This window comes from Agromyces aerolatus (assembly GCF_031432255.1).
In the GTDB taxonomy this organism is placed as follows: Bacteria; Actinomycetota; Actinomycetes; order Actinomycetales; family Microbacteriaceae; genus Agromyces.
This window is the reverse complement of the sequence record NZ_JAVKGQ010000003.1, coordinates 245,693-269,437: the sequence shown is the minus strand read 5'-3', so window position 1 is coordinate 269,437 and position 23,745 is coordinate 245,693. Positions and strand designations below refer to the sequence as shown.

22 protein-coding genes are annotated in these 23,745 nt (G+C 70.8%); 5 read left to right on the top strand and 17 right to left on the bottom strand.

Features of this window, described 5'->3' with window-relative positions; translation table 11 throughout:
- Positions 1-4 precede the first annotated feature (4 nt).
- The 6 genes from RH864_RS06175 to RH864_RS06150 form a co-directional block, all read right to left on the bottom strand.
- A complete protein-coding gene (locus RH864_RS06175) occupies positions 5-958 on the bottom strand; it encodes a transketolase family protein (RefSeq protein ID WP_310516714.1) in 954 nt (317 codons plus the stop codon).
- Positions 959-1,008: 50 nt separating this feature from the next.
- The gene (locus RH864_RS06170) at positions 1,009-1,941 is read right to left on the bottom strand and encodes a transketolase (RefSeq protein ID WP_310516713.1); all 933 of its coding nucleotides are present in this window, start codon (positions 1,939-1,941) and stop codon (positions 1,009-1,011) included.
- An 88-nt stretch (positions 1,942-2,029) separates the two neighbouring features.
- A complete protein-coding gene (locus RH864_RS06165; protein ID WP_310516643.1) occupies positions 2,030-3,382 on the bottom strand; it encodes an MFS transporter in 1,353 nt (450 codons plus the stop codon).
- A 48-nt stretch (positions 3,383-3,430) separates the two neighbouring features.
- Positions 3,431-4,333, bottom strand: a complete 903-nt coding sequence (locus tag RH864_RS06160; RefSeq protein WP_310516642.1) for an NAD(P)-dependent oxidoreductase — start codon at positions 4,331-4,333, stop codon at positions 3,431-3,433.
- Positions 4,334-4,524: 191 nt separating this feature from the next.
- Entirely contained in the window at positions 4,525-5,226 is a 702-nt protein-coding gene (locus RH864_RS06155) for a FadR/GntR family transcriptional regulator (RefSeq protein WP_310516641.1), read from the bottom strand.
- Positions 5,227-5,457: 231 nt separating this feature from the next.
- Positions 5,458-5,940 carry a Fur family transcriptional regulator gene (locus RH864_RS06150; protein WP_310516640.1) on the bottom strand — a complete coding sequence of 161 codons (483 nt, stop codon included), beginning with the start codon at positions 5,938-5,940 and terminating at the stop codon, positions 5,458-5,460.
- A gap of 87 nt (positions 5,941-6,027) precedes the next feature.
- Between RH864_RS06150 and RH864_RS06145 the strand changes: the two genes are divergently transcribed.
- The 4 genes from RH864_RS06145 to RH864_RS06130 are packed head-to-tail and all read left to right on the top strand — an operon-like array spanning position 6,028 to position 9,736.
- Positions 6,028-7,134, top strand: a complete 1,107-nt coding sequence (locus RH864_RS06145) for a FecCD family ABC transporter permease (RefSeq protein WP_310516639.1) — start codon at positions 6,028-6,030, stop codon at positions 7,132-7,134.
- Positions 7,135-7,153: 19 nt separating this feature from the next.
- The gene (locus tag RH864_RS06140; RefSeq protein WP_310516638.1) at positions 7,154-8,173 is read left to right on the top strand and encodes an ABC transporter substrate-binding protein; all 1,020 of its coding nucleotides are present in this window, start codon (positions 7,154-7,156) and stop codon (positions 8,171-8,173) included.
- Positions 8,170-9,018, top strand: a complete 849-nt coding sequence (locus RH864_RS06135) for an ABC transporter ATP-binding protein (RefSeq protein ID WP_310516637.1) — start codon at positions 8,170-8,172, stop codon at positions 9,016-9,018. Before RH864_RS06140 ends, RH864_RS06135 begins: the two co-directional genes overlap by 4 nt.
- Positions 9,002-9,736 (top strand): class I SAM-dependent methyltransferase, encoded by a 735-nt coding sequence (locus RH864_RS06130; protein ID WP_310516636.1) that lies wholly within the window; start codon positions 9,002-9,004, stop codon positions 9,734-9,736. The genes RH864_RS06135 and RH864_RS06130 overlap by 17 nt, the downstream gene beginning before the upstream one ends.
- 438 nt (positions 9,737-10,174) lie before the next feature.
- On the opposite strand, the gene RH864_RS06125 is transcribed toward RH864_RS06130, so the two are convergent.
- The 9 genes from RH864_RS06125 to RH864_RS06085 form a co-directional block, all read right to left on the bottom strand.
- Complete coding sequence (locus RH864_RS06125; RefSeq protein ID WP_310516635.1) at positions 10,175-11,101, bottom strand: urea transporter; 927 nt, start codon at positions 11,099-11,101, stop codon at positions 10,175-10,177.
- A gap of 9 nt (positions 11,102-11,110) precedes the next feature.
- Positions 11,111-12,130: an urease accessory protein UreD gene (locus RH864_RS06120; RefSeq protein ID WP_310516634.1), complete on the bottom strand. Its 1,020-nt coding sequence runs from the start codon at positions 12,128-12,130 to the stop codon at positions 11,111-11,113.
- Positions 12,127-12,762, bottom strand: coding sequence for an urease accessory protein UreG (gene ureG, locus RH864_RS06115; protein WP_310516633.1), 636 nt, complete (start codon positions 12,760-12,762; stop codon positions 12,127-12,129). The genes RH864_RS06120 and ureG overlap by 4 nt, the downstream gene beginning before the upstream one ends.
- Before the next feature lie 63 nt (positions 12,763-12,825).
- Positions 12,826-13,563 carry an urease accessory protein UreF gene (locus RH864_RS06110; RefSeq protein ID WP_310516632.1) on the bottom strand — a complete coding sequence of 246 codons (738 nt, stop codon included), beginning with the start codon at positions 13,561-13,563 and terminating at the stop codon, positions 12,826-12,828.
- Between the two features lie 9 nt (positions 13,564-13,572).
- The gene (gene ureC / locus RH864_RS06105) at positions 13,573-15,297 is read right to left on the bottom strand and encodes an urease subunit alpha (RefSeq protein ID WP_310516631.1); all 1,725 of its coding nucleotides are present in this window, start codon (positions 15,295-15,297) and stop codon (positions 13,573-13,575) included.
- Position 15,298: 1 nt separating this feature from the next.
- Positions 15,299-15,742 carry an urease subunit beta gene (locus tag RH864_RS06100; protein WP_310516630.1) on the bottom strand — a complete coding sequence of 148 codons (444 nt, stop codon included), beginning with the start codon at positions 15,740-15,742 and terminating at the stop codon, positions 15,299-15,301.
- Between the two features lie 21 nt (positions 15,743-15,763).
- Positions 15,764-16,639 (bottom strand): sirohydrochlorin chelatase, encoded by an 876-nt coding sequence (locus RH864_RS06095; RefSeq protein ID WP_310516629.1) that lies wholly within the window; start codon positions 16,637-16,639, stop codon positions 15,764-15,766.
- Positions 16,632-16,937, bottom strand: a complete 306-nt coding sequence (locus RH864_RS06090; protein WP_310516628.1) for an urease subunit gamma — start codon at positions 16,935-16,937, stop codon at positions 16,632-16,634. Before RH864_RS06090 ends, RH864_RS06095 begins: the two co-directional genes overlap by 8 nt.
- 122 nt (positions 16,938-17,059) lie before the next feature.
- A complete protein-coding gene (locus RH864_RS06085; protein ID WP_310516627.1) occupies positions 17,060-20,554 on the bottom strand; it encodes an FUSC family protein in 3,495 nt (1,164 codons plus the stop codon).
- Between the two features lie 127 nt (positions 20,555-20,681).
- Between RH864_RS06085 and RH864_RS06080 the strand changes: the two genes are divergently transcribed.
- Complete coding sequence (locus tag RH864_RS06080; protein WP_396129947.1) at positions 20,682-21,842, top strand: N-acetylglucosamine-6-phosphate deacetylase; 1,161 nt, start codon at positions 20,682-20,684, stop codon at positions 21,840-21,842.
- A gap of 36 nt (positions 21,843-21,878) precedes the next feature.
- Here RH864_RS06080 and RH864_RS06075 read toward each other — a convergent pair whose 3' ends face one another.
- Together RH864_RS06075 and RH864_RS06070 are read right to left on the bottom strand one after the other, a co-directional pair.
- Positions 21,879-22,766 (bottom strand): carbohydrate ABC transporter permease, encoded by an 888-nt coding sequence (locus RH864_RS06075; protein WP_310516626.1) that lies wholly within the window; start codon positions 22,764-22,766, stop codon positions 21,879-21,881.
- Positions 22,759-23,727: a carbohydrate ABC transporter permease gene (locus RH864_RS06070; RefSeq protein WP_310516625.1), complete on the bottom strand. Its 969-nt coding sequence runs from the start codon at positions 23,725-23,727 to the stop codon at positions 22,759-22,761. The genes RH864_RS06075 and RH864_RS06070 overlap by 8 nt, the downstream gene beginning before the upstream one ends.
- Between the last annotated feature and the right edge of the window lie 18 nt (positions 23,728-23,745).

The window sequence follows — 23,745 nt, the reverse complement described above, 5'->3', positions numbered from 1 at the left end:
AGGATCAGCCGAGCTCGGCCAGCACCTTCTGCACGATGACCTCCGTCGCGAGGCCGTAGCGCTCGTGCAGGGTCGGCAGCGCACCCGCGTCGAGGAACGCGTCGGGAAGCGCGACCGGCGTCACCTTGGCTGCGACGCCACGACGCACGAGCGCTGAGGCGACCGTCTCGAACAGTCCGCCGACGACCGTGTGGTTCTCGAGCGTCACCGCGAGGCGGGGCGTGTCGAGCTCGCGCACGACCGTCTCCTCGTCGAACGGCTTCAGGGTCGGAGCGTGCACGACCGAGACATCCACCCTGTGCGCCGCGAGGCGCTCCGCGGCCTGCAGCGCGCGCATCGTCATGAGCCCGCTCGAGACGAACACGACGTCGGCGCCGGGGCGCACGACCTTCGCCTTGCCGAGCTCGAACTCGTAGTCGTACTCGTCGAGCACGGTCGGCACGTTGCCGCGCAGCAGGCGCAGATAGGTCGGGCCGTCGGATGCGGCCAGCTGCGGCACCGCCGCGGCGAGGTCGACCGAGTCGCACGGATCGACGATCGTGAGGTTCGGCATGCCACGGAAGATCGCCACGTCCTCGGTCGCCTGGTGGCTCGGCCCGTACCCGGTCGTGAGCCCGGGCAGACCGCCGACGATGTTCACATTCAGGTTCGGCTCGGCGATGTCGAGGCAGATGAAGTCGTAGGCGCGACGCGCCGCGAACACCGAGTACGTCGAGGCGAACGGCACGAGACCGACCTCGGCCATGCCCGCCGCCGCGCCGAACAGCAGCTGCTCGGCCATGCCCATCTGGAAGAAGCGGTCGGGGTGCGCCTCCCGGAAGATGTGCATGTCGGTGTACTTCGCGAGATCGGCGCTCAGACCGACGATCCGCTGGTCGGTCTCGGCGAGCGCCGCGAGCGCATGACCGAACGGCGCGGGCGCCGTCTTCTGGCCGGGGTCGGCGAACGAGGCGATCATCGCCGAGGTCTTCAGCCTCGGCTTCGCGGGCGTGCTGACGGTGGTCGTGCTCACTTGACTGCTCCCTCGGTCGCCTCGCCGGCGACGGATGCCTCGACGATGACGGATGCCTCTTCGGTGGCGGCTCGCTCGCCGGTGGCGGATGCCTCTTCGGCGGCGGCTCCCTCGTAGCCGGCGATGAGCTGCTCGCGGCAGGTCGCCCACTCGTGTTCGTCGATGCGCATGAAGTGGTTCTTCTCGCGGTCCTCCAGGAGCGGGACCCCGCGGCCGACCTTTACGTCGAACAGGATGACCTGCGGCGCGCCCACGGACTCGCGGTCGTCGATCGCGTCGAACGCCGCCAGCACAGCCGCCGGGTCGTTGCCGTCGACGCGCTGCGTTCGCCAGCCGAACGCGGCCCACCGTTCCTCGGCCGGCTCGATCGACAGCACGTTCGCGGTGGGCCCGTCGGCCTGCAGCGCGTTCATGTCGACGATCGCGGTGAGATTGCCGAGCCGGTGGGAGGCCGCGCTCATGGCCGCCTCCCAGGTCGAGCCCTCATTGAGCTCGCCGTCGGACAGGAAGTTGATCACGCGCGAGTCGCTCCCCTGGTGCCGTAGCCCGAGCGCCATGCCGACCGCGACCGTCAGACCGTGGCCGAGCGAACCGCCCGAGATCTCCATGCCCGGCGTGTAGCTCGCCATGCCCGACATGGGCAGCCGCGAGTCGTCTGAGCCGTACGTGTCGAGCTCCTCGAGCGTGATGATGCCTGCCTCGGCGAGCGCAGCATACAGGGCGATCGCGTAGTGTCCGGTCGACAGCAGGAATCGATCGCGGTCCTCCCAGTGCGGGTCATCCGCCCGGTACCTGAGCTGATCGAGGTAGACCGCGGCCAGCACGTCGGCCGCGCCGAGCGCCTGCCCGACGTAACCCTGACCCTGGACCTCGCCCATGTGCAGGGCGTTGAGGCGCACTCGCTGTGCGCCCTCGCGGATGCGGGCCACGCGGGCGGCGAACGTGGTCGGGGCGGTGCGGCCGGAGGCCGTCGGGATCGTGGTGGTCACGAATGTGTCGGTCACGGACGTGGTCCTCCTAGCGGGCGGCGGCGCGCTCCGGCGCCGGGGTCGAGTGGGCCGCGTCGCTCGCGGCGTCGGTGGTGAAGCCGACCTTGACGGGCGCGGTCTCGCGGGTGATCGCGGCGGTGGCCGTCGAGATCACCCCCAGCGCGACGAACAGCAGCGCCGGGCCCATCCAGCCGACCCAGGCGTACAGCGCGGTCGCGAGGAAGGGCAGCGCACCGGCGACGATGGAGGCGCCGTTGTAGCCGAGCGAGATGCCCGACGAGCGCACGTCGCGCGAGAACAGCTCGCTGAACCAGCTGGACTCGACCGCGAAGATCGGGTCGTGGCTGAACAGCAGGCTGACCGCCACGGCGACGATGACCATGATCACCGCACCGGTGTTGATGAGCAGGAACATCGGGATGCCGAACGCGATGGTGAAGATCGAGCCGATCAGGAAGACGCGCTTCCGGCCGATCCGGTCGCTCAGCGCACCGTAGAGGAGGTGCGAGACGAGTCCGAGCGCCGAGCCGATGAGCGTGCCCCAGAGCACGTACTGGGTCTCGCTGATCGCGGCGAGGCCGACGTAGGAGAGGACGAAGCTCGTCGTCACGTAGTAGCCGCCGGTCTCGGCGAGGCGAAGGCCGATGACGCGGAGGATCAGGCGCCAGTCCCGCTTCATCACCTCGAGCGCCGGCGCCTTGTGGATCTCGCCGGCGGCCTTCATCTTCTCGAACTCAGGCGACTCCGTGACGCCGAGGCGGATGTACATGCCGATGGCGACCATGACGATCGAGAGCAGGAACGGCACGCGCCACACCCAGTCGCCCTCGAACAGCGCGGTCGACAACAGGAACGTCCCGTTGGCGAGCAGGAGCCCGGCCGGGATGCCGATCTGCGGGACCGAGCCGAAGAACCCGCGCCGTCGCTCGGGCGCGTGCTCGACGGCCATGAGCACCGCGCCGCCCCACTCGGCGCCGAAGCCGACGCCCTGGATCGCCCGCAACAGGAGGAGCAGGATCGGCGCGAACACGCCGACCATGTCATAGGTGGGCAGCAGGCCGACGAGGAACGTCGCGGCGCCCATGACGATGAGCGAGGCGATGAGGATCGTCTTCCGGCCGATGCGGTCGCCGTAGTGGCCCGCCAGGTAGCCGCCCAGCGGGCGGAAGAAGAAGCCGACCGCGAGCACCGCGAACGACTGCAGCACCCCGACGATCGGGTCGTCGGCGTGGAAGAAGACGGTGCCGAAGTACGCCGCGGCGGCGGTGCCGTAGATGAAGAAGTCGTACGCCTCGACGGCGGTGCCGATCATCGAGGCGATGGACACCTTGGCCGGGTTGTCGCGCTGCGGCTTCGCGGCGCGGGTGGTGCCTGCTGACATGTGGTGTTCCTCCTTGAACAGGGGTGTTTCGAGGTACGGTGCGCCGGCTCAGGCCTCGGTGGCCCGGCCTGCTTCGGGAGACGGGCGGCGGTAGGTCTCGATGACACGCGAGTCGTCGCGCGTGCCGAGGCCGGCCGCCTGCGCGGCGAGGTAGCGGTCGCGCGCGAGGTCGAGGATGGGGGTCTCGGCGCCGACGGCTCGCGCCGCGTCGAACACGAGTCCCGAGTCCTTGACGAAGATGTTGATCTGGCTGGTGACCTCGACGTCGGTGCCCTCGAGCATGCGCGGGCCCCGGTCGGACAACATCCATGAGCCGGCGGCGCCGGATTCGAGCAACGGGAGCACCTGCGCGGGCTCGAGCCCGAGGTCTTCGGCGAGCGAGAGCGCCTCGGCTGCGGCGACGATGTGCACGGCGCAGAGATGCTGGTTGACGACCTTGATGCTCTGTCCCTGGCCGAGCTGGTCGCCGACGAGGCGAGCGGTGCCGAGGTGCGCGAGCGCGGGGGTCACCGTCGCGAGGTCGGCGGCGTCGCCGGACGCGAAGATGGTGAGCGAGCCGGTACGGGCGCGGGCGACGCCGCCGGTGACGGGTGCGTCGACGACGCGGGCGCCGGCCGCGGTGAGCCGCTCGGCGGCGGCGGTGACCGCGTCGGGGCCGACCGTGCTCATGACGACCCAGGTGCGCCCGGCAGCGGCATCGGCCGCGAGCGCCTGGTCGACGAGCTCGTCGAGGTGCGCGGGGGTGGCCACCATGACGACGACGAGCTCGGCGGCCGGTGCGCCCCCGATCGCTTCGACGGCCTGGATCCCCGCGGCGGCAGCCCGCTCGCGAGCCGCCGGGAACGGGTCGACTCCGGTGACGTCATACCCCGCGGCGGCGAGCCGCTCGGCCATGGGCAGCCCGATCGCGCCGATGCCGACGAACGTGAGGGCGGGAAGACGCTCGGTCATGTGGGATCGACCTCCATTGGTTTCCACGAATCGTTGACAGGCTTCCTGATTGGTTGAACCAATCCGGCCATCAGGTTAGGCGCGTCCGGCGGCGGTGTCAAGATTGGTTAGACCAATGTGCGGATGCCTCGGCGGAAGCCGCCCGAAGTTGCCGCCGGCCGGCGCTCACCGGACCGCGTCTCCGTCGCCGGTCATCGACCGGCGACAGTCACCCGGATCCAGTTCTCGAAGTGCTGACGCATCGCCGCGCGCGCCGCCTCCGGATCGCGCGCCTCGATGGCCTCAACCACGGGATAGTGCACGCTGTCGGTGCGCAACACCCCGTTGTCATCGGGCTGCTCGACGGCTACCGCCTCGAGCCGGCGCACCCGGATGGTCTCGCGAAGGACATGGCTGAGCCCCTCGTGCATGAGATGCAGCACCGGGTTGTCGACCATGGCCTGCAGGTGCCGGTGGAAGGCCACGTCGGCTTCGAACGCCGCCTCGTGGTCGCCCGCCCGGGTGGCATCGACCATGCGGTCGACGAGCACGCGGAGGTGGGCGACGTCGTCGGGAGTCGCCCGGGTCGCGGCCGCCTCGGCCAGGGCCTCCTCGAGGAGCATCCGTGACTCGGCGAACTGATCGTCCGTCAGATAGCCGAGCTCGCGCGCGATCGCGAAGTAGCTGCGCACGAAGTCGTCGCCGGGCGTGTCGATGTACGTGCCCCGGCCCTGCGTCCGGTGCAGGAATCCGAGGCGTTCGAGCACCGCGAGCTGCTCACGGAGCATGCCGCGGCTCATGCCGAGCGCCTCGCCCAGCTCGCGCTCGGGCGGCAGCCGGCGCGCGGTCGTGCCCTCCTCGACGGTGGCGAGGGCGACAAGTCGCGTGACCAGAGTCTCGAGCGGCGTGGGCACGAAACCTCCTCATCGGCCAAGCCTCATCCTACCCACGGCGAGCGTGGCCCTCTGAGGCAAGACGGCATCATCTGATGTACTTGTAGTCACCGGAGCCGACATCCGAACACTGATAGAACAACGTGCACACGCGCTCGGCCGGGGCGACCGCACCTGATGGGCGCCGAGGACGCGTTCTGGAACCTCGAGTCGGAGGCGGCCGGAACGCGGACGACCTGACCCTGATCGCGGTCAGCCGGCCGCGCAGTCGCCGCACACTCCCGAGAACGTGCTCTGCTCGGCATCGAGGCGGAACCCCGTCGTGGCGTGGAGCGCCGCGACGGCCTGATCGAACGCGTCGACGGGCAGCACGATCACCCCGTCGCACCTGAGGCAGTGGCCGTGCAGATGCTCCTGGCCGGTGGCCATGGCGGCGAGGTGGTAGCGGGTCGCGCCGCCGGCGGCATGACGGTGCGCGACCACGCCCGAGCCGGCGAGCAGATCGAGCGTCCGATACACGGTCGCCCGATGCACGCCACGCGGCTCCAGCAGGGCGGCGACCTCCTCGGCCGTGAGGTGATCGGCGTGCTCGGCCAGGACGGTCAGGACCGCGCGGCGAGGGCCGGTCACCCGCTCGCCGCGTTCGCGGAGCGCCCTGATCGCGGCGTCCACGGTCGCTTCGCCGGCCGAGGCGTGGAGACGCGCGTGCTCCTGAGCGCCGGAGTCGAGGGGCATGCTTTCATCGTGCCAGCCCCAACGCGCTGACGCGACGGAACCTATCGAACCGGATCCGCAGATGCGATATTGTCGCAACGGTCGGGGATGGCGGGAGACTGGGTGACGACGGCGGAACACCAGGCGGCACGGCCGAAGGTCGCGTTCGTCGACGCCGAGCACGCCGCACGACGACGCGCGGGCTGGTGGACCCTCGGTCTGGCGGTCGTCCTGCTGGCCTCCGCGGTGGTCACCGCCGGCATCGGCCCGGTCCCGGTGGCCCCCGAGACCATCGTGCAGATCGTCACGCATCACCTCGCCGGGATTCCGGCGACACCGACCTGGTCCGCCTCGGACGACGCCATCATCTGGAACGTCCGCATCCCGCGCATCCTGCTCGGCGTCGCGGTCGGCGCCGGGCTGGCCCTGTGCGGCGCGGCACTGCAGGCGATGGTCCGCAACGTCCTCGCCGACCCGTACGTCCTCGGCATCTCGGGCGGCGCGTCGACCGGGGCCGCAGGCGCGATCCTCTTCGGCGTGGGCGCCGGCATCGGCGAGTACGCGCTTCCGGCGAGCGCGTTCCTCGGTGCGTTCGCGGCATCCATGCTGGTCTTCGTGATCGCGCGCGCCGCGGGCGCGATCACGTCGATCAGGCTCCTGCTCGCGGGGGTCGCGGTCGGGTACGCACTCTCGGCCGCGACGAGCTTCCTGATCTTCGCGTCCGACTCGGCCGAGGGCTCGCGGTCGGTCATGTTCTGGCTGCTCGGCTCGCTCGGCCTCGCGCGCTGGGACCCGGTGCTCGCGATCGCGGTGCTGGTCGTGGCCGCAACCTTGATCGCGCTCATGCTGAGCGGGAGATCGCTCGACGCGATCGCCGCCGGGGACGAGACGGCGCTGACGCTCGGCGTCTCGCCGGACCGCACGCGTATCGCGCTGCTCGCGATCGTCTCGCTGTGCACGGGCGTCGCGGTCGCCGCCGCGGGCGCGATCGGCTTCGTGGGCCTGGTCATCCCGCATCTCGCTCGCCGGCTGGTCGGCTCGGTGCATCGACGGATGCTCCCGGTCACGGCGTTGCTCGGCGCGATCTTCCTGATCTGGGCCGACGCGCTCGCCCGCACGCTCATGCAGCCGCGCGAGCTGCCGATCGGCGTGCTCACGGCGATCGTCGGCGCCCCGTTCCTGTTGTTCCTGGTCCGCCGCATGTACGCCCGCTGAGCGCGAAAGAAGAGCCCTCGTGAACCTTCGACTTCCCGCCATCGCCACCGGCGCTTTGGTGCTCATCGCCCTGGCCGCGTGCGCGCCGACCGAGGCGGCCGTGCCGGAGGCATCCGGAACCGACGCCGGTACCGGAACCGACGCCGGTACCGGCACGACCTACCCGCTGACGGTCGACAACTGCGGCGAGGAGGTCGTGTTCGACGCCGCGCCCGAACGGGTCGCGCTCCTCGAGACCGCGCCCGTGACGATCCTCGACGGACTCGGCGTCCTCGACCGCGTCGTCGCCCGCGCCGGGACGTTCGACCCCGACTACTACGACGACGAGCTCAGCTCGCGGATCGACGCGATCCCGGCGCTCTCCGAGGACATCGACGCCGCCGGTCACCTCACCATGTCGGCCGAGATCGTCGTCGCGCAGCAGGCCGACGTGGCGCTCGGCCTGCCGGAGGGCGTCACGCGCGAGAGCCTGCGCGACGCCGGGACGAACACGCTCATCCAGCCGGTGTACTGCCCATCGGGCGTCGGCGACGCCTCGTTCGAGACCCTCTACGACCAGGTGAGCACCTACGGCCGGATCTTCGACCGGACCGCGCAGGCCGAGTCCCTCGCGGCCGAGCTCCGCGCGCGTGTCACCGCGGTCGAGACCACGACGGCGGATGCCTCGGGGCGCACCGCGGCCGTGCTGTATCCGTCGGTCGGGGGCGGCCCGCTCTACGCGTACGGGCGCGCCTCGATGGCACAGCCGCAACTCGAGGCCGCGGGCTTCGAGAACGTGTTCGCCGACGCCGCCGACCGGGTGTTCGAGGTGAGCATCGAAGAGCTCATCGACCGCGACCCGGACGTGCTGATCCTGCTGTACCAGGGTGACGAGGCGGGCGTGCGGGGCGCCGTGGACGACCTGCCCGGCAGCGGCGCGCTGCGCGCGCTGCAGGGTGAGCAGGTCTTGATCCAGCTGTTCAACTTCACCGAGCCGCCGTCGCCGCTCGCCGTGACCGGGCTCGAGCGGATCGTCGAACGGTTCGGCACCGGATCATGATCACCGCCGAGGGAGTGCAGCTCGCCTTCGGCGACGCCGAGGTGCTGCGCGACGTGGCGCTCAGGGCGCGCGACGGCGAGGTCGTCGGGCTGATCGGCCCCAACGGCAGCGGCAAGACCACGCTGCTGCGGACGCTCTACCGGGCGCTCGCACCGGACGCCGGGTCCGTGCAGATCGATGGCCGGAGCATCCGCGGGCTCCGGCCGCGCGACGTCGCACGAGCCGTCGCCGTGGTCGTGCAGGAGGCGCACCACGAGCTCCCCCTCACGGTCTCCGAGATCGTCATGCTCGGCAGAACTCCGCACCTCGGGACGATTCGCCGGCAGTCCGCGGGCGACGTGCACGTCGCCGCCGAGGCGCTGCGCCGCGTCGGCGCCGACCATCTCGCCGGCCGTGAGTTCGGCGGCCTCTCGGGCGGGGAGAAGCAACGGGTGCTGATCGCCCGCGCCCTCGCACAGGACGCCACGCATCTGCTCCTGGACGAGCCGACGAACCACCTCGACATCCACTTCCAGCACGAGATGCTGGATCTCGTGCGATCCCTCGGCGTCTGCACGATCGTCGTCCTGCACGACCTCAATCTCGCGGCCCGGTACTGCGACCGACTGCTACTCCTGCACCGCGGACGGGTCGCGGCGGCGGGCGCGACCGAGGACGTGCTCGATCCGCGCGTGCTCGAACCGGTCTACGGCATCCACATCGAGCCCGTGCGGGCCGGCGACGGGCGGCTGCAGCTGCTGTTCCGCGCGCCGACCCACGCGCACGCGCCCGACCATGAGCACGAGCGCGCGTTGCCGCCGGATCTGTTCCCCGTACATGAGGAGTCGCATGCCGAACGGCGTTGATCAGCACCGCATGAACGAGTACTGGAGCGCGCACGCGTCGGCCTATGACCTGAGCCAGACCGAGCGCCAGTCCCGGCCGGGCGCGGCCGAAGTGTGGACCGAGGTCTGGGCGGCGGCGTTGCCGCCGGCGCCGGCCCAGGTCCTCGACGTCGGCACGGGGAGCGGGAACGTCGCGCTGCTGCTCGCGGCCGCCGGACACCGGGTCACCGGTGTGGACCTCGCCGAGGGCATGTTGGCCGAGGCGCGGCGGAAATCCGTTGGTCTCGCGGACGGCCCGGAGTTCCTGCGCGCGGATGCCGTGGCCCCGCCGTTCCCACCCGGATCCTTCGACGCCATCACCGCGCGCTACGTGCTGTGGACCCTGCGCGAGCCGAGCATCGCGCTCGCCAACTGGCACGCGCTGCTTCGGCCAGGCGGATGCCTCGTCGCGATCGATTCCCTCTGGTACCCCGATGGTGTGAGCGCCGCCCACGACGGTCTGGACGCGACCGACCGCGACCGGGACTTCCGGCACGCATACGACGACTCGGCGGTCGCGGCGCTGCCGCTCGCCGAGGGGGACGACATCGGCCGCGCCGCCGACCTGATCGCCACCGCCGGCTTCGTCCACGTCGAGGTCACCGAGCTCCCAGAGATCATGGACCTCGACCGCCGCTACGGCGTCGCCCCCGGCCACCGCGTCCAGATGCAGTACCGTCTCAGCGCCCGCCGGGCCTGAACGCGGCGCGGAGCCCGGATTTCTCTCAACCGAGACCACCCAGGGCGCACGAAATGTGATGGACTCCGAAGTGCTACTTCGGCTCCGTCGACTCGCAGCACCTGCTGGAAGACCCCGACAGGGCAACCGTGTGCTTCACCTGCGCTTTCGCGTGCGCCGCTGAGGGATCCCCGAACGAATCACTCGCCCCGTGCGGGCGCCGAGGGTCATCCCGCGATGCGGCGATACTCCACATGGACGTCAGTCACTTCGCGGTGAACCGTGAGACTGGTCTGGACCGAGCCGGGTGCCGTGTTCAGCCAAGGCGTCACCCACTTCCGAGGTGGGCTCCCGTCATCGCCCCCGAGTGTCAGGACGGCACGAGCCTCGTATCCTGGATTCTCGTATTCATCTACCGCTGCGAAGTTCAATCGTTCGAGCTCATCCCGCTCGGCACGGTCAGGCGCGCCTGAGCGCGCGGACGGAGTGGGCGACGATGAGCGCCGCCCAGGTTGTGAGGATGTAGGGCCAGGTGTAGGTCTCGAGCCCGGCGCGGTGCATGAAGAGGGTCACCACCGCGGTGACGACGATCCACGGGAGGGCGTACAGCCACGACGCGGCCGAGCTCGTGAGGAACGTGACGGTCAGCGCGATCGCCGTGAGCACGCCCGAGTAGTTCGTCAGTCCGTTCGCGACCTCGCTCCACGACTCCCCGAGTGCGACCGCCGTCGCGGAGCCCAGCACGCTGCCGAGCAGCGCCGCGAGCCCCACCGGCCGGCTCGCGATGAACAGGCCGATGAGGATCACCGCACCCGACAGCGGGTGGTCGACGAGGACGACCTGCGACACGTTGGTCAGGATCGAGAGGAAGAACGCCGCGACCGGCTCATCGGGAAGGTCCGACGGGCCGGCGTCCACCGCGAGCGGCAGCGTCGCCAGCACGACCACCGTGGCGACGATCACGAACGGCGCCGTCGTGGAGGGCAGCGAGAAGACCGCGAGCCGGGTCCTCGTGAACAGCGCGTCCACGAGCCAGGTCACGGGCCCGGTCGCGAGACCGCCGGCGAACGCGAGCACATACGACCACCACGCGTCACCGCCGAGCGCCGCGAACACCGCGGCCCCGACGAGCGTTCCGCAGAACGACTGCATGCCCGACGCCACGCTCGACGGCGGGAACCCCACCGCTCGCCCGCCGAGCATCCCCCCGACCGCGCCGATGAGCGCGAGCACCCCCATCCGCCAGTCGGCGATGACGAACGCGATGAGCACGAGCGCGCCCGTCACGACGTTCTGCTGGAAGAAGATCTGAGACGGCCCGCGCAGCGCCCCGAGCGCCCACTGGTGCCAGGTGGTCGTCGGGTCCGGATGCCTCGTGCCGCCCATCGTCCGCCGCTACTTCCTGATCGTGGGCGCCGGAAGCCCCGTGAGCAGTTCGTGCGCGGCGGCCGCGGCCGCCCGGTGCACGGCGGCAGAGGTGATCGTGTCGTCGCCGACGAATCGCAACCAGGCACCCGCGTCGCCAGGCAGCGCGCTCACCCCGAACCGCGCACTCGGGTCATCGCAGCGCCCGACGACCTCGGCCGTGGCGGAGTGCAGCACCTCAGCGACCTCGCGGGCCGGCAGAGCCGTGGTGAACACGTACAGCGTGGTGACCACGTCACGGCCGCCGAGCACCGCGTCGCCGCCGACGCGCCCGTCGCGAGGCACGAGCCGGATGCGGTCGAACGCCACCGGCACCCCCGAGGCATCCGCCCCACCCGAGGCATCCGCCCCACCCGGCCGCCGCACCTCGAAGTCGCTCGCGTATGCGGCGTACCGGTGCCGTTCGCCCCGGCTGAGCCGGCCCGCGTAGATGGTCTCGCCGGTGACGAGCGTCGCGTCGGGGTCGAGCGTCACGGCCGTGCGCTGGTAGAAGCGCGAGTCGACATACGGGATCAGTGGATCGGGCAGATACTCGACGTACGCGCCGGCCGCGAGCTCGAGGTTGACGAGCGAGGTCGCGTAGCCCGACTCCATCCGGTAGACCTTGGTGTGCGCCTGCGTCGTGACGTGCGCGGACGTCCCGGGGCCGAACGTCAGGTCCATGCGCTGGCGATCGTTGTGGAGGATGCCGCCGCCCGTCGTCATGACGTAGGTGAACGGCATGTCGGGGCGGAGCGGGTCGTAGTAGAGCGGGCGCATGATCTGCATCGGCGCCTTCTGGAAGTGCCCGACGAGCTCGGTCCGCTCCTCACCATCGCGCCCGCGCACCGCGAAGTCCAGCTCGAGGATGCCGACCTTCCCGGGCGCACCCACCGGCAGCGTGTCGGGCCGGGTCCCGAAGTCGGCGACCGCGCGCGGCACCCGCTCGGGTTCGAAGTGCGCCGGTTGCAGTCGCGGACCGCCGTGCAGCACCACGGGCGACCCCGTCACGCGACGAGCTCGCCCTTCGACGCCCGCCAGTGCGTCAGGATCGCGTCGAACAGCTCCTGCACGCCGGTGCCGTCGAGCGAGTTCGTCAACACGACGGGCTTGCCGCCGCGCACCGCGTGCGCATCGCGCTCCATCACGCCGAGGTCGGTGCGGACGTACTGGGCAATGTCGATCTTGTTGATGACGAGGATGTCGCTCTCGGTGATGCCCGGGCCGCGCTTGCGCGGCATCTTCTCGCCCTCCGACGTGTCGAGCACGAACACGAACACGTCGGCGAGCGCGGGCGAGAACGTCAGCGTGAGGTTGTCGCCGCCCGACTCGTAGATCAGCGTGTCGATGTCGGGGAACCGTTCGAGCATCTCCTCGCCCGCCGCGAGGTTCATCGTCGGGTCGTCACGGACGGCCGTGTGCGGGCACGCACCGGTCTCGACGCCGACGACGCGTTCGGGGTCGAGGATCCCCGCAAGCTCGCGCCGCACATGGTGCGCGTCCTCCTGCGTGTAGATGTCATTCGTGATGACGCCGGGGGTGCGGCCGGCGGCGATGAAGATCGGTACCAGCGCCTCCGTGAGCGCGGTCTTCCCCGACCCCACCGGGCCGCCGATCCCCACGCGCAAGACGTTGTCGGCCATGTCGTTCTCTCCCTCTTCCGGCCGTTCAGGATTCTGAACGGAGCACACTGTGAACCGTGTTCATCAACTCGTGAACAGGCGCGCCTCCGCGCGCTCGTGACCGGCCGACATGATGTCGCCGACGGGTGCGAACCCGCCGATGTCGGCCGCCGGCCGCGCGAGCGCGTCGGCGACGACGCGTTCGATGACCGGATGCATCTCCCGAAGCAGCACCTGGCTGCTGCGATGGTCGGCGAGCCTCAGGCGCAGCGCGGCACCGACGAAGCTCACCGCGAAGGCGAACAGGTCGGAGGCCACGGCCTCGGCCGTCGACACGCCCGCGGCGGCGTAGCAGACCGCCGTCACGACCGGCTGGCAGCCCGGCACCGTCTTACGCTTGACCCGGCCCGCCCACTCGGCGATGTCGTCGGCGCCGCGCGAACCCGCGAACGTCTCCGCCGCGATGTCCGCGAGCTGTCGGCCGCTCCGCACGCTCGCGAGTCGCAGCTCGGCGTTGAGCTTCGAGGCGAAGAGGACGCGATCCAGCTCGGCCACCGCGTCCCAGTCGCGCACCGACGCGGCCTCGTGTGCGCGCGCGAGCGCGGTGGCATCCCCGGGCCCGACCGAGGCGACCAGCACGTCCGCGAGCAGGTCGCCGACCGTCGCGCGCGACACCAGGCCGGCCTGATGGAACCCCTCGAGCCCGTGCGACATCGTGTAGAAGCCGCTCGGGAACGCCGAGTCGCTGAGCTGGAGGCTGACGAGCAGCCTCGCGACCGCCGCATCGGCACCGGACGATCCGGCCGTGACCAGGGGTTCCATGTCGACCGGTTACACCAGGTAGAACAGCTGGGTCAGCGGCAGCGTCTGGGCCGGCTCGATGTGCGCTGGCACCCCGTCGACGGTCACCTTGTACGTCTCGGGGTCGACGTCGATGACGGGCGTCGCATCGTTCCGGATCATGTCCTCTTTCCCGATCGAACGCGTGCCCGTGACCGGCAGGATCCGGCTCTTCAGGCCGAGCTGCTCGGGAACGCCCTTCTCGATCGAGACCTTCGAGACGAACGTCGCGCGGGTCCGGTGCATCGCCTGCCCGAGCGCGCCGAACATCGGGCGGAAGTACACGGGCTGGGGTGTCGGCAGCGACGCGTTCGGGTCGCCCATCAGCGCCCAGTTGATGAGCCCGCCCTTGATGACGAGCTTGGGCTTCGCGCCGAACGTGTCGATCGGCCAGAGCACGATGTCGGCCATCTTGCCCGGCTCGAGCGAGCCGACGTAGTCGGAGACGCCGTGTGCGATGGCCGGGTTGATCGTGACCTTCGCGAGGTAGCGCAGCACCCGGAAGTTGTCATTGGACTCGGCGTCCTCCGGCAGCTTTCCGCGCTGGTCCTTGCAGTGGTGCGCGGTCTGGAACGCGCGAGTCACCGACTCGCCGATGCGGCCCATCGCCTGCGAGTCCGAGGAGAACATCGAGATGACGCCGAGGTCGTGCAGCACCGTCTCCGCCGAGATGGTCTCGGCGCGCACGCGCGAGTCGGCGAAGGCGACGTCTTCCGGGCTGTCGTACGAGAGGTGGTGGCAGACCATGACCATGTCGAGCAGCTCGTCGATCGAGTTGACCGTGTACGGCAGGGTCGGATTGGTCGACGACGGCAGCACGTTGGGCTGCCCGGCCATCTTCATGATGTCCGGGGCGTGACCGCCGCCGGCGCCCTCGGTGTGGAACGTGTGGATGGTGCGGCCGTCGATCGCGTCGATCGTGTTCTCGACGAACCCGGCCTCGTTGAGGCTGTCGGTGTGGATGGCGACCTGGACGTCGTACTCGTCGGCGACGCTGAGCGCCTGGCTCAGCGCGGCCGGGGTCGCGCCCCAGTCCTCGTGGACCTTGAGGCCGCCCGCGCCGGCCTCGATCTGCTCGACGAGCGCCTGCGGCAGCGAGCCGTTGCCCTTGCCGTGGATGCCGACGTTGACGGGAAGCTCGTCGAAGGCCTCGAGCATGCGGTGGATGTTCCACGCACCCGGCGTGCAGGTCGTGCCGTTGGTGCCGTCGGTCGGACCGGTGCCGCCGCCGAACAGCGTCGTGATGCCGTTCGACAGGGCCGAGTAGGCCTGCTGCGGCGAGATGAAGTGCACGTGCGAATCCATGGCCCCGGCGGTCGCGATGAGGTGCTCACCGGCGATCACCTCGGTGCCGGGTCCCACGATCAGCTTCGGATCGACGCCGTGCTGCGTCTGCGGGTTGCCCGACTTGCCGATGCCCACGATCAGGCCGTCCTTGACGCCGATGTCGGCCTTCACGATCCCGATCATCGGGTCCATCACGACGGCATTGGTGATGACGAGGTCGAGTGCACCCTGCGACTGGCTCGCCTGCGGGTCGGCCGCCATGCCATCCCGCGCGGACTTGCCGCCGCCGTAGACGACCTCGTCGCCGTAGCTGTCCGACGCGTAGTCCTTCTCGATCTCGATCACGAGGTTGGTGTCGGCCAGCTGGACGCGATCGCCGACGGTCGGACCGAAGAGATCGGTGTACTGCTTCCGGGAGATGACCGCCATCTCAGTGCTCCTTCGTCGTCGTGCTCGCGGACGGGCCGGGCGAACCGGCTGGACCGACCGCGGCGTCGGGCGCACCGTTCTGGAACCCGCGCTCTTCCAGCAGCGCGAGCGCGCGAACCTTGGTGTGCGGAGCATCCAGCCCGCCGTCGACGAGGCCGTTGAAGCCGGTCAGGTGGCGCGCGCCCGCGTACGCGACGAGCGGCACCTGCTTCGTCTCTCCGGGCTCGAATCGGACGCCCGTTCCCGCGGGGATGTCGAGATGCATGCCCCACGCCTGCTCACGCTCGAATCGCATGGCGGGATTCACCTCGAAGAAGTGGAAATGCGACCCGACCTGGATGGGTCGATCGCCCGTGTTCGTGACCTTCAGGGTCGTCGATGCGCGACCGGCATTGATCTCGATCGTGTCGGTGCCGTGCAGATACTTGGGCTTCCTGCTGACCATGCTGTTCCTCCGGATCCGGGGTCAGTGGTGGTGCTCGTGTGCTCGGACGTGGTCGTGGGAGTGCGAATGGTCGTGGGAGTGCGAATGGCCGTGCGACTGCGAGTGGCCGTGCGAATGCCCACCCGCGCCGCCGCCCTGGCTCTCCTCGAACGCGTGCGAGTGCGCATAGCCGTGGCCGTGATCGGCGGCGAGCCCGTCGTCGATGCCGTCGTATCCGGCGTCGAGCGCCTCGAGGGCGTCGTGGACCCGGGTTCGGATCACGCGTGCGATGCTCGCGTCGCTCATGAGCGGACCCGAGAACTCCGCGGCCGACGTGTCGAGCTGCGCGGCGAATCCCGCCGGAACGGTCACGATTCGCTCGGCGCCGATGCGCCGTAGCCGGTCGACGCCCGCGGCGAGCGCATCGGCGTCGTCGGCGATCGCGACGCCGACTTCGGTGAGTGCGCCATGGGTCGCGACGAGGTACGCGATCCGGTGCAGCTCGGCCTCGTCGAACGGATTGGAGGGCGGCGCGACGATGAGCAGCGCGGTGTCGGGGTCGCTGCGCTTCGCGGCGTTCGCCGCGGTGCGGAGCCACGCGGTGAGGTGGTCGGACTGGCCGAAGGGCGCGGCGAGCGCGATCCGGCCGGCGTGGGTCGCGGCGAGCCATCTGAGCGTCTTGGCGGTGTCGGCCACCATGGTCGGGTTGCGGCCGAACGTCATCGGCAGCACCACGACGGTCCGGCCCGCGTCGAGGGCTGTGGAGACGAGGTTGTGCAGGCCGCGACCCGGTGCCGTCGCCACTGCGCCGTCCAGCAGCGGTTCGAGTCGCGTCAGGTCGGCGCCCTGCGCGCTTTCATGGCCGCCCACGAGCACCACGAGCGGTGCCGGGCCGGCCGCTGGCATCTGCTCAGCCACCGATCGGGTCGTGGCAGGAGACCAGCTTGGTGCCGTCGGGGAAGGTCGCCTCGACCTGCAGCAGTGCGATGCGCTCTCGGACGCCGGTCATGCATTCGTCGACGGTGACCACCTTCTTGCCGAGCTCCATGCATTCGGCCACGGTGCGTCCGTCGCGAGCGCCTTCGAGGATGGCCTCGGTCACCAGGGCCTGCGCCTCGCTGATGTTGAGCTTGGTGCCGCGATCGCGTCGTCGTCGTGCCAGCTCCGCCACTTGATAGACGTAGAGTTTGTCGATCTCGCGCGGGGAGAGGTCCATATCGGCTCCTGCATCATCGGCTCCAGAGTGCGCTCCGAACGGAGGCGGCCCACTCATTTAGGTTCATCCTGGCAGAGCGGCGGGCGATTTCGGATGCCTCGTGGGAAATCGCTCGCCCGTCGTCATCGGTTCGCCGCCACCCGGCCCACCGCCGGCTCCGTCATCGCGCCGACGGTCCCGGGCCGGATCGCCTCGAGCAGCGACAGCAGCGCCTCGTTGAGGCGTGCGACGAGGAGCGCGAGCTCGCGCTCCTCGTCCGGCGTCCGCGGGTCGAGCGCCAGGTCGAACTCGTCGGCCGAATGCACCCGCCGCGGCAGATCGCCCGCGAGCACCGCGCGCACGGCCGCGAAGTTCTCGGCGGTCGCCTGCGCGACCCGACGCCACTCGGCCGACCAGGACGACGTGGCCCCGAGCCGCGCCAGCTCCTCGGCGATGCGCTGTTCGAAGGACAGCACCGACCACAGCGACGTGAGCTGCGCCTCGACGCCCGTCGACTGCAGGGACCCCGGGCCGTGGCGCATCGGACGGGCGACCAGCTCGAGCTCGTCGAGCTGATGCACCAGCTCGCGACCGTCCGCGGCCATGGCCGCCGGCGCGGGCCCGGCCGCGCCCACGGCGCGGGCGAGCAGGCCGTCGGCGAGGGCGCCCGCGCGCCGCACGGCATCGCTCAGACCGAGCAGCACGCGGGCGCGCGTGCGGGTCGGCAGGACGAACGCGGCGACGAGGATCGCGACCACGGCGCCGATCGTGGTCTCGACGACGCGCACCGGCAACGTCTCGGGGCCGAGCCGGCCGAGCAGGTCGTACACGGTCGCGAGGATGACGGTCTGCCAGAACGAGGTCCACGCCGACGAGACCGCGCGCACGAAGGACATGACGAACACGCTCACGACGAGCAGCGGGATCGCGACGGCCGGGTTGTGACCGGTGAGCAGCGCCAGACCGAATCCGACCGCGGCACCGAGGACCGTGGCGAGGATCCGCTGCACGCCCTTGAGCCGGGTCTCACCGTCCGACCCGCTCAGCACCTGGAACGCCGGCATCGCCGCCCAGAGCTGATGGCTCGCGGACACGAGGCTCCCGAGGAACAGGGCGAGCCCCGTGGCGACGCCGGCCTGGACCGCCTGACGGCCGGCCGCCGACGCGGCCGCGTCGCGCGCGGCACGGCGTGCCTCCGCACCCGGACCCGCGTCGGCGTCGGCGAGCGGCGCCGCGGCTCCGTCCAGGCGGCGATGCTCGGCCGCGAGCACCTCGTCGTCGTCGACCTGAGCGCGGTGCAGGCGATCGGTCGCCGCACGCAGGTCGATCACCGCGGCGAGGATTCGCCGGGCATCCGCCGGCCAGTCGTCGGGCAGCGTCAGCCCGTCGCGGGTCCCCATCGAATCCGCTCCGGCCGGGCGACCGCTCCCCGCGACGCGCTCGGGGCGGAACGTCGCGAGATGCTGTCGCAATGCGAGCAGCTCGGCGACGAGCCGCGAACGCTCCTCGACCGTGATGGCGAGGCTTGCGGCGACCGGCAGCAGGGTGGCGAGGTTCTCCGCCGCGAGCTGCACGCCGAACACCCGGGTGCGGAGCGCCCGCGCTCGCACGATCGAGACACCGGCGAGCTGCTCCTCGTCGAGCTGCCCGCTCAGCACGTTCGCCGTCCGCAGGAGGGCGGTCTGCTCCGCGCGCAGCGTCTTCACGATGCGGCGGTCCTGACGCCCGGTCGAGACGACGTCGGCCATGGTCTCGAGCAGGGGGAGCGCGCGCTCGACGAGCGCGGCCGTTCCGCCGACGATCCGCCGCCGCGCGCTCGGACCGGGCACGAGGTTGACGACCCAGGTGCACGCGAGCCCCACGCCCGCGACGACGAGTGCGCCGAGCAGCTGGGTCGCGTCGATGTCGAGCACCACGGTGTAGTAGTAGGTCACGAAGGCCAGCTGCCCGAGGCCGCCCACGCGCACCCCGAAGCGGCGCACCCAGGCGGCGAGCGCCGCCACCACGGCGAGCGCGAGGATCGTCCACACCGGGTCGTGCGGCACGAACACGCCGGCGACGACGCCGACCGCTGCCGGGACGACGGCGACGGCGGCGGCCCATCGCCCGGCGCGGATGCTGCCGCTGATGGTGACGGGCGCCGAGAACAACGCGACGAGCCCGGCGAACACGCCGCCGCCGACCGGCTCCGACCCGGTCGCGAGCGCGAGCGGCACGACGACCCCGATCGCCGCGGCCACCGCGATCAGGGTGCGCGTCGCGAAGGCCAGTCGCACGGATCCCGGGTCGGTGAAGAGCAGCCGCCGGCGCAGCCAGGCCCGCAGGCCGGTGCTTCGCCGCCGGTCGCCGGGGCCGAGGCTCGCACCGGCCGGCGTCCGGGCCGCTGCGGCCGAGGCATCCGCCCCGCCCGTCGCGCTCTCGCCGCCCGTCGCGCTCTCGCCGCCCGCCGCGCTCTCGCCGCCCGCCTGGCCCGCGTCGTCGAGGGGGATCCCGTCGGGCGTGATCGCGACCCCGCGGTAGACGGGCTGGTAGTCGAGGTCGCGGCTCACCGCCGAGACGAACGCCTGCGCCTCGAACGCGAAGGGAAGCCACGCACGGTAGCGCCGGTAGGCGTCGTCGACGTCCATCGGCGCGTCGGACTTCGTGAGCTCGGCCATCCGGCGGTCCAGCGCGAGGAACGCGAGCACCCACGGATCGATGCCAGCACGGGATTCGGGCGCACCGAAGACGGTGACGGCGTCCGCGAAGCGCGTCGCGGTCACGGCGCCAGGGCCCGGGCCCGTGGTCCAGCCGACGACCCGCTGCAGCCGCAATCGGAAGTCGTCGAACGCCTCGGTGAGCCGGACGAGCGCGGGCTCCTTCGCCGGATCACTGCCGGTCGGCAGGCCCCAGCGCAGTCCGGCGATGACGCCGGCCGTCATGTAGAGCGAGAAGGGCAGCGAGAACTGGTCACGTCCGCTCTGGAAGTAGTACGCGGCCCGGTTCTGCGCGACACCGTCGGCGTACGTCTGGAGCGAGCCGAGGATGGCGTTCAGCTGGCCGTCGAGGCCGCGCGACCGGCCGTCCGGGAAGAACGGCGCGAGGGTGTCGACCGGGTCTCCGATGCCGCGCCCGGCGCGGAAGAAGTTCGCCGAGAAGGCGCGCAGCGACTGGATGGTCCCGTAGACGCTGCCGAGGAACGTGATGATGAACGACAGCAGGATCACGCTGATGAGGGCTTCGCTCACGGTCAGCAGGTTCAGGATCGCCGTACCCGGGTCGATGTTGTCGACGCCGACGGTACTGAACTGCCCGAGGCTCAGGTAGAACGCGCCGAGCAGGTTCGGCGTCACGCCTGACGAGATCTGGAAGGCGCCGAGGCCCATGGCGCCGAGATAGATGAGCGTGAAGCCGAGCACGATCCCGGTGACCCACCACAGGATCGTGAGGACCAGCAGGACTCCCGTGACCTGGCGGAGCACGAGCGGCCGCCACCGGCGACCGACGCGACGGGTGATCGCGCGGAGGGCGAGCCACTGCCAGCGGACGAACCGGTTGACGAACAGGCCCGCCTCGTCATAGTTCAGCACCGCGAGGAAGGTGTCGAGGAGGGTGATCAGCAGCAGGGTGACGCCGAGCACGATCCACAGGACGTCCACGCCGGTCACCTCTTCGCCCGCTGCTCGGAGCCGAAGCACCCGGCACCCCACCCGATGACGACATGGTACTCAGAACGGACGAACACGTCCGATATTCGCGTGCCGACGGGCGGGTATCGTGGCGGACGTGATCCCCACGCATTCGACGATCGTCCACTCCGCCCGCCTGGTCGGCGCCGACGAGACCGTCCCCGATGCGTGGGTACGGTTCGAGGGCGAGCGGGTGGTCGCGCGTGGCACGCAGGACGGCTGGCGCGAGGCGCTCGATCCGGATGCCTCGGTGATCGACGCCTCGGACCGAACCCTCGTCCCGGGGTTCATCGACCTGCACTGCCACGGCGCGGGCGGCGCAGCCGCCGACGACGGCGAGGCGGCCATCGAGACCGTGCTCGACGTCCACACTGCGCACGGCACGACCCGTACCGTCTGCTCGCTGGTGTCCGCGCCGGTCGAGGCACTGGTTCCGCGGCTCGAGGCGATCGCGCGGGTCGCGGCGCGTGACCCGCGCGTGCTCGGCGCCCACCTCGAGGGTCCGTTCCTCGACGGGGAGTTCCGCGGAGCGCACGACCCCGCCGTGCTGCGCGCACCCGACGACGCCGCGGTGAACATGCTGCTCGAGGCATCCGTCGGCACGCTGCGCCAGGTGACCCTCGCACCTGAGCACGACCGCGGCTTCGCCGCGCTCCGCAGGTTCACCGATGCCGGCGTCGCCGTCGCCGTCGGCCACACCGGGGCCGACTACGCGCTCGCGCTCCGGGCGTTCGACGCCGGTGCATCGATCCTCACACATGCCTTCAACGGCATGCGCGGCATCCACCATCGGCAGCCCGGTCCGGTGGTCGCGGCCATGCACGCGCCGCACGTCACGCTCGAGGTGATCAACGACGGCGTGCACGTGCACCCCGACGTGGTGAAGCTCGCGTTCCAGGGGGCGCCGGGCCGGGTGGCGCTCATCACCGACGCCATGGCCGCGACGGGCTCGGCCGACGGTTCGTACCGGCTCGGCTCGCTCGACGTCGAGGTGCTCGACGGCGTCGCGCGCGTCGTCGAGACCGGGTCGATCGCGGGTTCGACCCTCACCCAGGACGAGGCGCTCCGCCGCGCCGTGATCGAGTGCGGCATCCCGCTCGACGTCGCGGTCGCCGCACTGACCGCGGTACCGGCCGAGACGATCGGCCGGGCCCACGACCTCGGCCGGCTCGACGCCGGGTACGCGGCCGACGCCGTGCTCCTCACCGACGACCTCACGGTCGAGGCCGTGTGGTCGGCGGGGCGCCGCGTGCGCTGAGCCGCACGCCCGGCCGCCGGCTTCCCGGCTTCCCGGCTACTTCACCGCGCCGAGCGCCAGCCCGCTCTGCCACTGCCGCTGCATGGCGAGGAATGCGATGACGAGCGGCACGACCGCGAGCAGCGAGCCCATGATCAGCAACGGGTAGAGGTCCTGACCGGCGCTGCCGTCGATCGTCGCGAGCGCACGCCAGTTGTTCAGCCCGACGGTCAGCGGGTAGAGCCGGTTGTCCGAGATCATCACGAGCGGCAGGAAGAAGTTGTTCCAGGTCGCGACGAGCGAGAACAACAGCACGGTCGCGATGGCGGGCCGCAGCATGGGCAGCGCGATCTGGCCGAGGATGCGGAACTCGCCCGCGCCGTCGATGCGGGCCGACTCGATGACCTCGTCGGGCACCGCGTCCTGGGCGTAGATGCGCACGAGGTAGACGCCGAGCGGGTTGAGCAGGCCGGGCAGGATGACGGCCCACATGGTGTTCACGAGCCCGAGGCTCGACATGATCATGTAGGTCGGCAGCACGAGCACCGTGTTCGGGATCATGACCGCGCCCAGCAGGATCGCGAACGAGATCTTGCGTCCCTTGAAGCGGTACTTCGCGAACGCGTAGCCGCCCATCGTGGCGAGCAGCGTCGCGCCCACGGCCGAGGTCACCGAGTAGATGACGGTGTTGCCGATCCAGGTGAAGAAGATCCCGTTCTGATACGAGAAGGTGCGCGCGATGTTGTCGAAGAACGCGAACCCGTCGGCGAACCAGAGCGAGGGGCTCGAGAACAGCCCGCCGGTCGTCTTGGTGGAGGCCACGAGGAGCCACCAGAACGGCAGGAAGAAGTAGACGATCGTGACCACGAAGCCGAGGATGAGGCCGATGCGGCCGAGGCTCATGGGCTGCCGGCGCTGGCGCCGGCGCGACGCGAGGTCAGTCATTGAGTCCGCTCCTTCGGCGGGTGATGAACAGGAAGACGTACGAGCCGATGATGATCACGATGCCGAGCACGAACGAGATCGTGGCCGCGTAGTTGAACTGTCCGTAGGCGAACGCCTGGTTGTACGCGTACATGTTGGGCGTGAAGTCGGCGGGGACCGCGTCGGGTCGCGTGGACTGCATGACCTTGGGCTCCGAGAACAGCTGCAGCGTGCCGATGATCGTGAACACGGTCGACAGCACCACGGCGGGGGCCACGAGGGGCAGCTTGATCTGGGTCGCGAGCTTCCAGCCGCCCGCGCCGTCGAGGCGGGCGGCCTCGTAGATGTCGCGCGGCAACCCCTGGAGCGCGGCATAGATGATGATCATGTTGTAGCCGGTCATCTGCCAGGTGACGACGTTGACGAGCGAGTACAGCACGAGGTTCGCGCCGAGGAAGTCGGGCGCCGCATCGCCGAAGAGGGTGGTCAGGATGGCGGCCGGCCCGAGCTGCGGGCTGTAGAGGAAGCCCCACATCAGCACGCCGATGACGGCGGGCACGGCGTACGGCATGAACGCGACGATGCGCGAGACCCGCGACAGCCGGGTCGTGACCGCGTCGAGCATGAGGGCGAGGACCAGCGCGAGGACCAGCATGATCGGGGCCTGCAGCACGCCGAACAGGAGCACGCGCCCGAGCCCGCCGAGGAACGACGGGTCCGAGAACGCGCGGAGGTAGTTGTCGAAGCCGGCCCAGTTCTGCGCGCCCGTGATCGAGCGCGAGTGCAGGCTGAGCCACAGGGCGTAGACCAACGGCACGATCAGGAACAGCACGAAGGTCACGGCGAACGGGGCGAGCAGCACCCAGCCGAACCGGCCTCGCCGTTCGTCCTGGCTCATCCGCCGTCTGGCCCGCTTCGCGGGCGGGGTGTCCGCGGCCTCCGCGGCGTCCTCGACCACTTCCGCGGTGATGACGTTGGTCATGACTCTCCTCGGGTCAGC

Bases quoted from the DNA above. Each gene is read 5' to 3' on its own strand.
- RH864_RS06175 (WP_310516714.1), bottom strand. From the start codon at position 958: ATGATCGCCTCGTTCGCCGACCCCGGCCAGAAGACGGCGCCCGCGCCG.
- RH864_RS06070 (WP_310516625.1), bottom strand. From the start codon at position 23,727: ATGACCAACGTCATCACCGCGGAAGTGGTCGAGGACGCCGCGGAGGCC.
- RH864_RS06110 (WP_310516632.1), bottom strand. From the start codon at position 13,563: ATGGAACCCCTGGTCACGGCCGGATCGTCCGGTGCCGATGCGGCGGTC.
- RH864_RS06150 (WP_310516640.1), bottom strand. From the start codon at position 5,940: ATGCCCCTCGACTCCGGCGCTCAGGAGCACGCGCGTCTCCACGCCTCG.
- RH864_RS06130 (WP_310516636.1), top strand. From the start codon at position 9,002: ATGCCGAACGGCGTTGATCAGCACCGCATGAACGAGTACTGGAGCGCG.
- RH864_RS06075 (WP_310516626.1), bottom strand. From the start codon at position 22,766: ATGACTGACCTCGCGTCGCGCCGGCGCCAGCGCCGGCAGCCCATGAGC.
- RH864_RS06125 (WP_310516635.1), bottom strand. From the start codon at position 11,101: ATGGGCGGCACGAGGCATCCGGACCCGACGACCACCTGGCACCAGTGG.
- RH864_RS06090 (WP_310516628.1), bottom strand. From the start codon at position 16,937: ATGGACCTCTCCCCGCGCGAGATCGACAAACTCTACGTCTATCAAGTG.
- ureC (WP_310516631.1), bottom strand. From the start codon at position 15,297: ATGGCGGTCATCTCCCGGAAGCAGTACACCGATCTCTTCGGTCCGACC.
- RH864_RS06135 (WP_310516637.1), top strand. From the start codon at position 8,170: ATGATCACCGCCGAGGGAGTGCAGCTCGCCTTCGGCGACGCCGAGGTG.
- RH864_RS06145 (WP_310516639.1), top strand. From the start codon at position 6,028: ATGGCGGGAGACTGGGTGACGACGGCGGAACACCAGGCGGCACGGCCG.
- ureG (WP_310516633.1), bottom strand. From the start codon at position 12,762: ATGGCCGACAACGTCTTGCGCGTGGGGATCGGCGGCCCGGTGGGGTCG.
- RH864_RS06100 (WP_310516630.1), bottom strand. From the start codon at position 15,742: ATGGTCAGCAGGAAGCCCAAGTATCTGCACGGCACCGACACGATCGAG.
- RH864_RS06160 (WP_310516642.1), bottom strand. From the start codon at position 4,333: ATGACCGAGCGTCTTCCCGCCCTCACGTTCGTCGGCATCGGCGCGATC.
- RH864_RS06165 (WP_310516643.1), bottom strand. From the start codon at position 3,382: ATGTCAGCAGGCACCACCCGCGCCGCGAAGCCGCAGCGCGACAACCCG.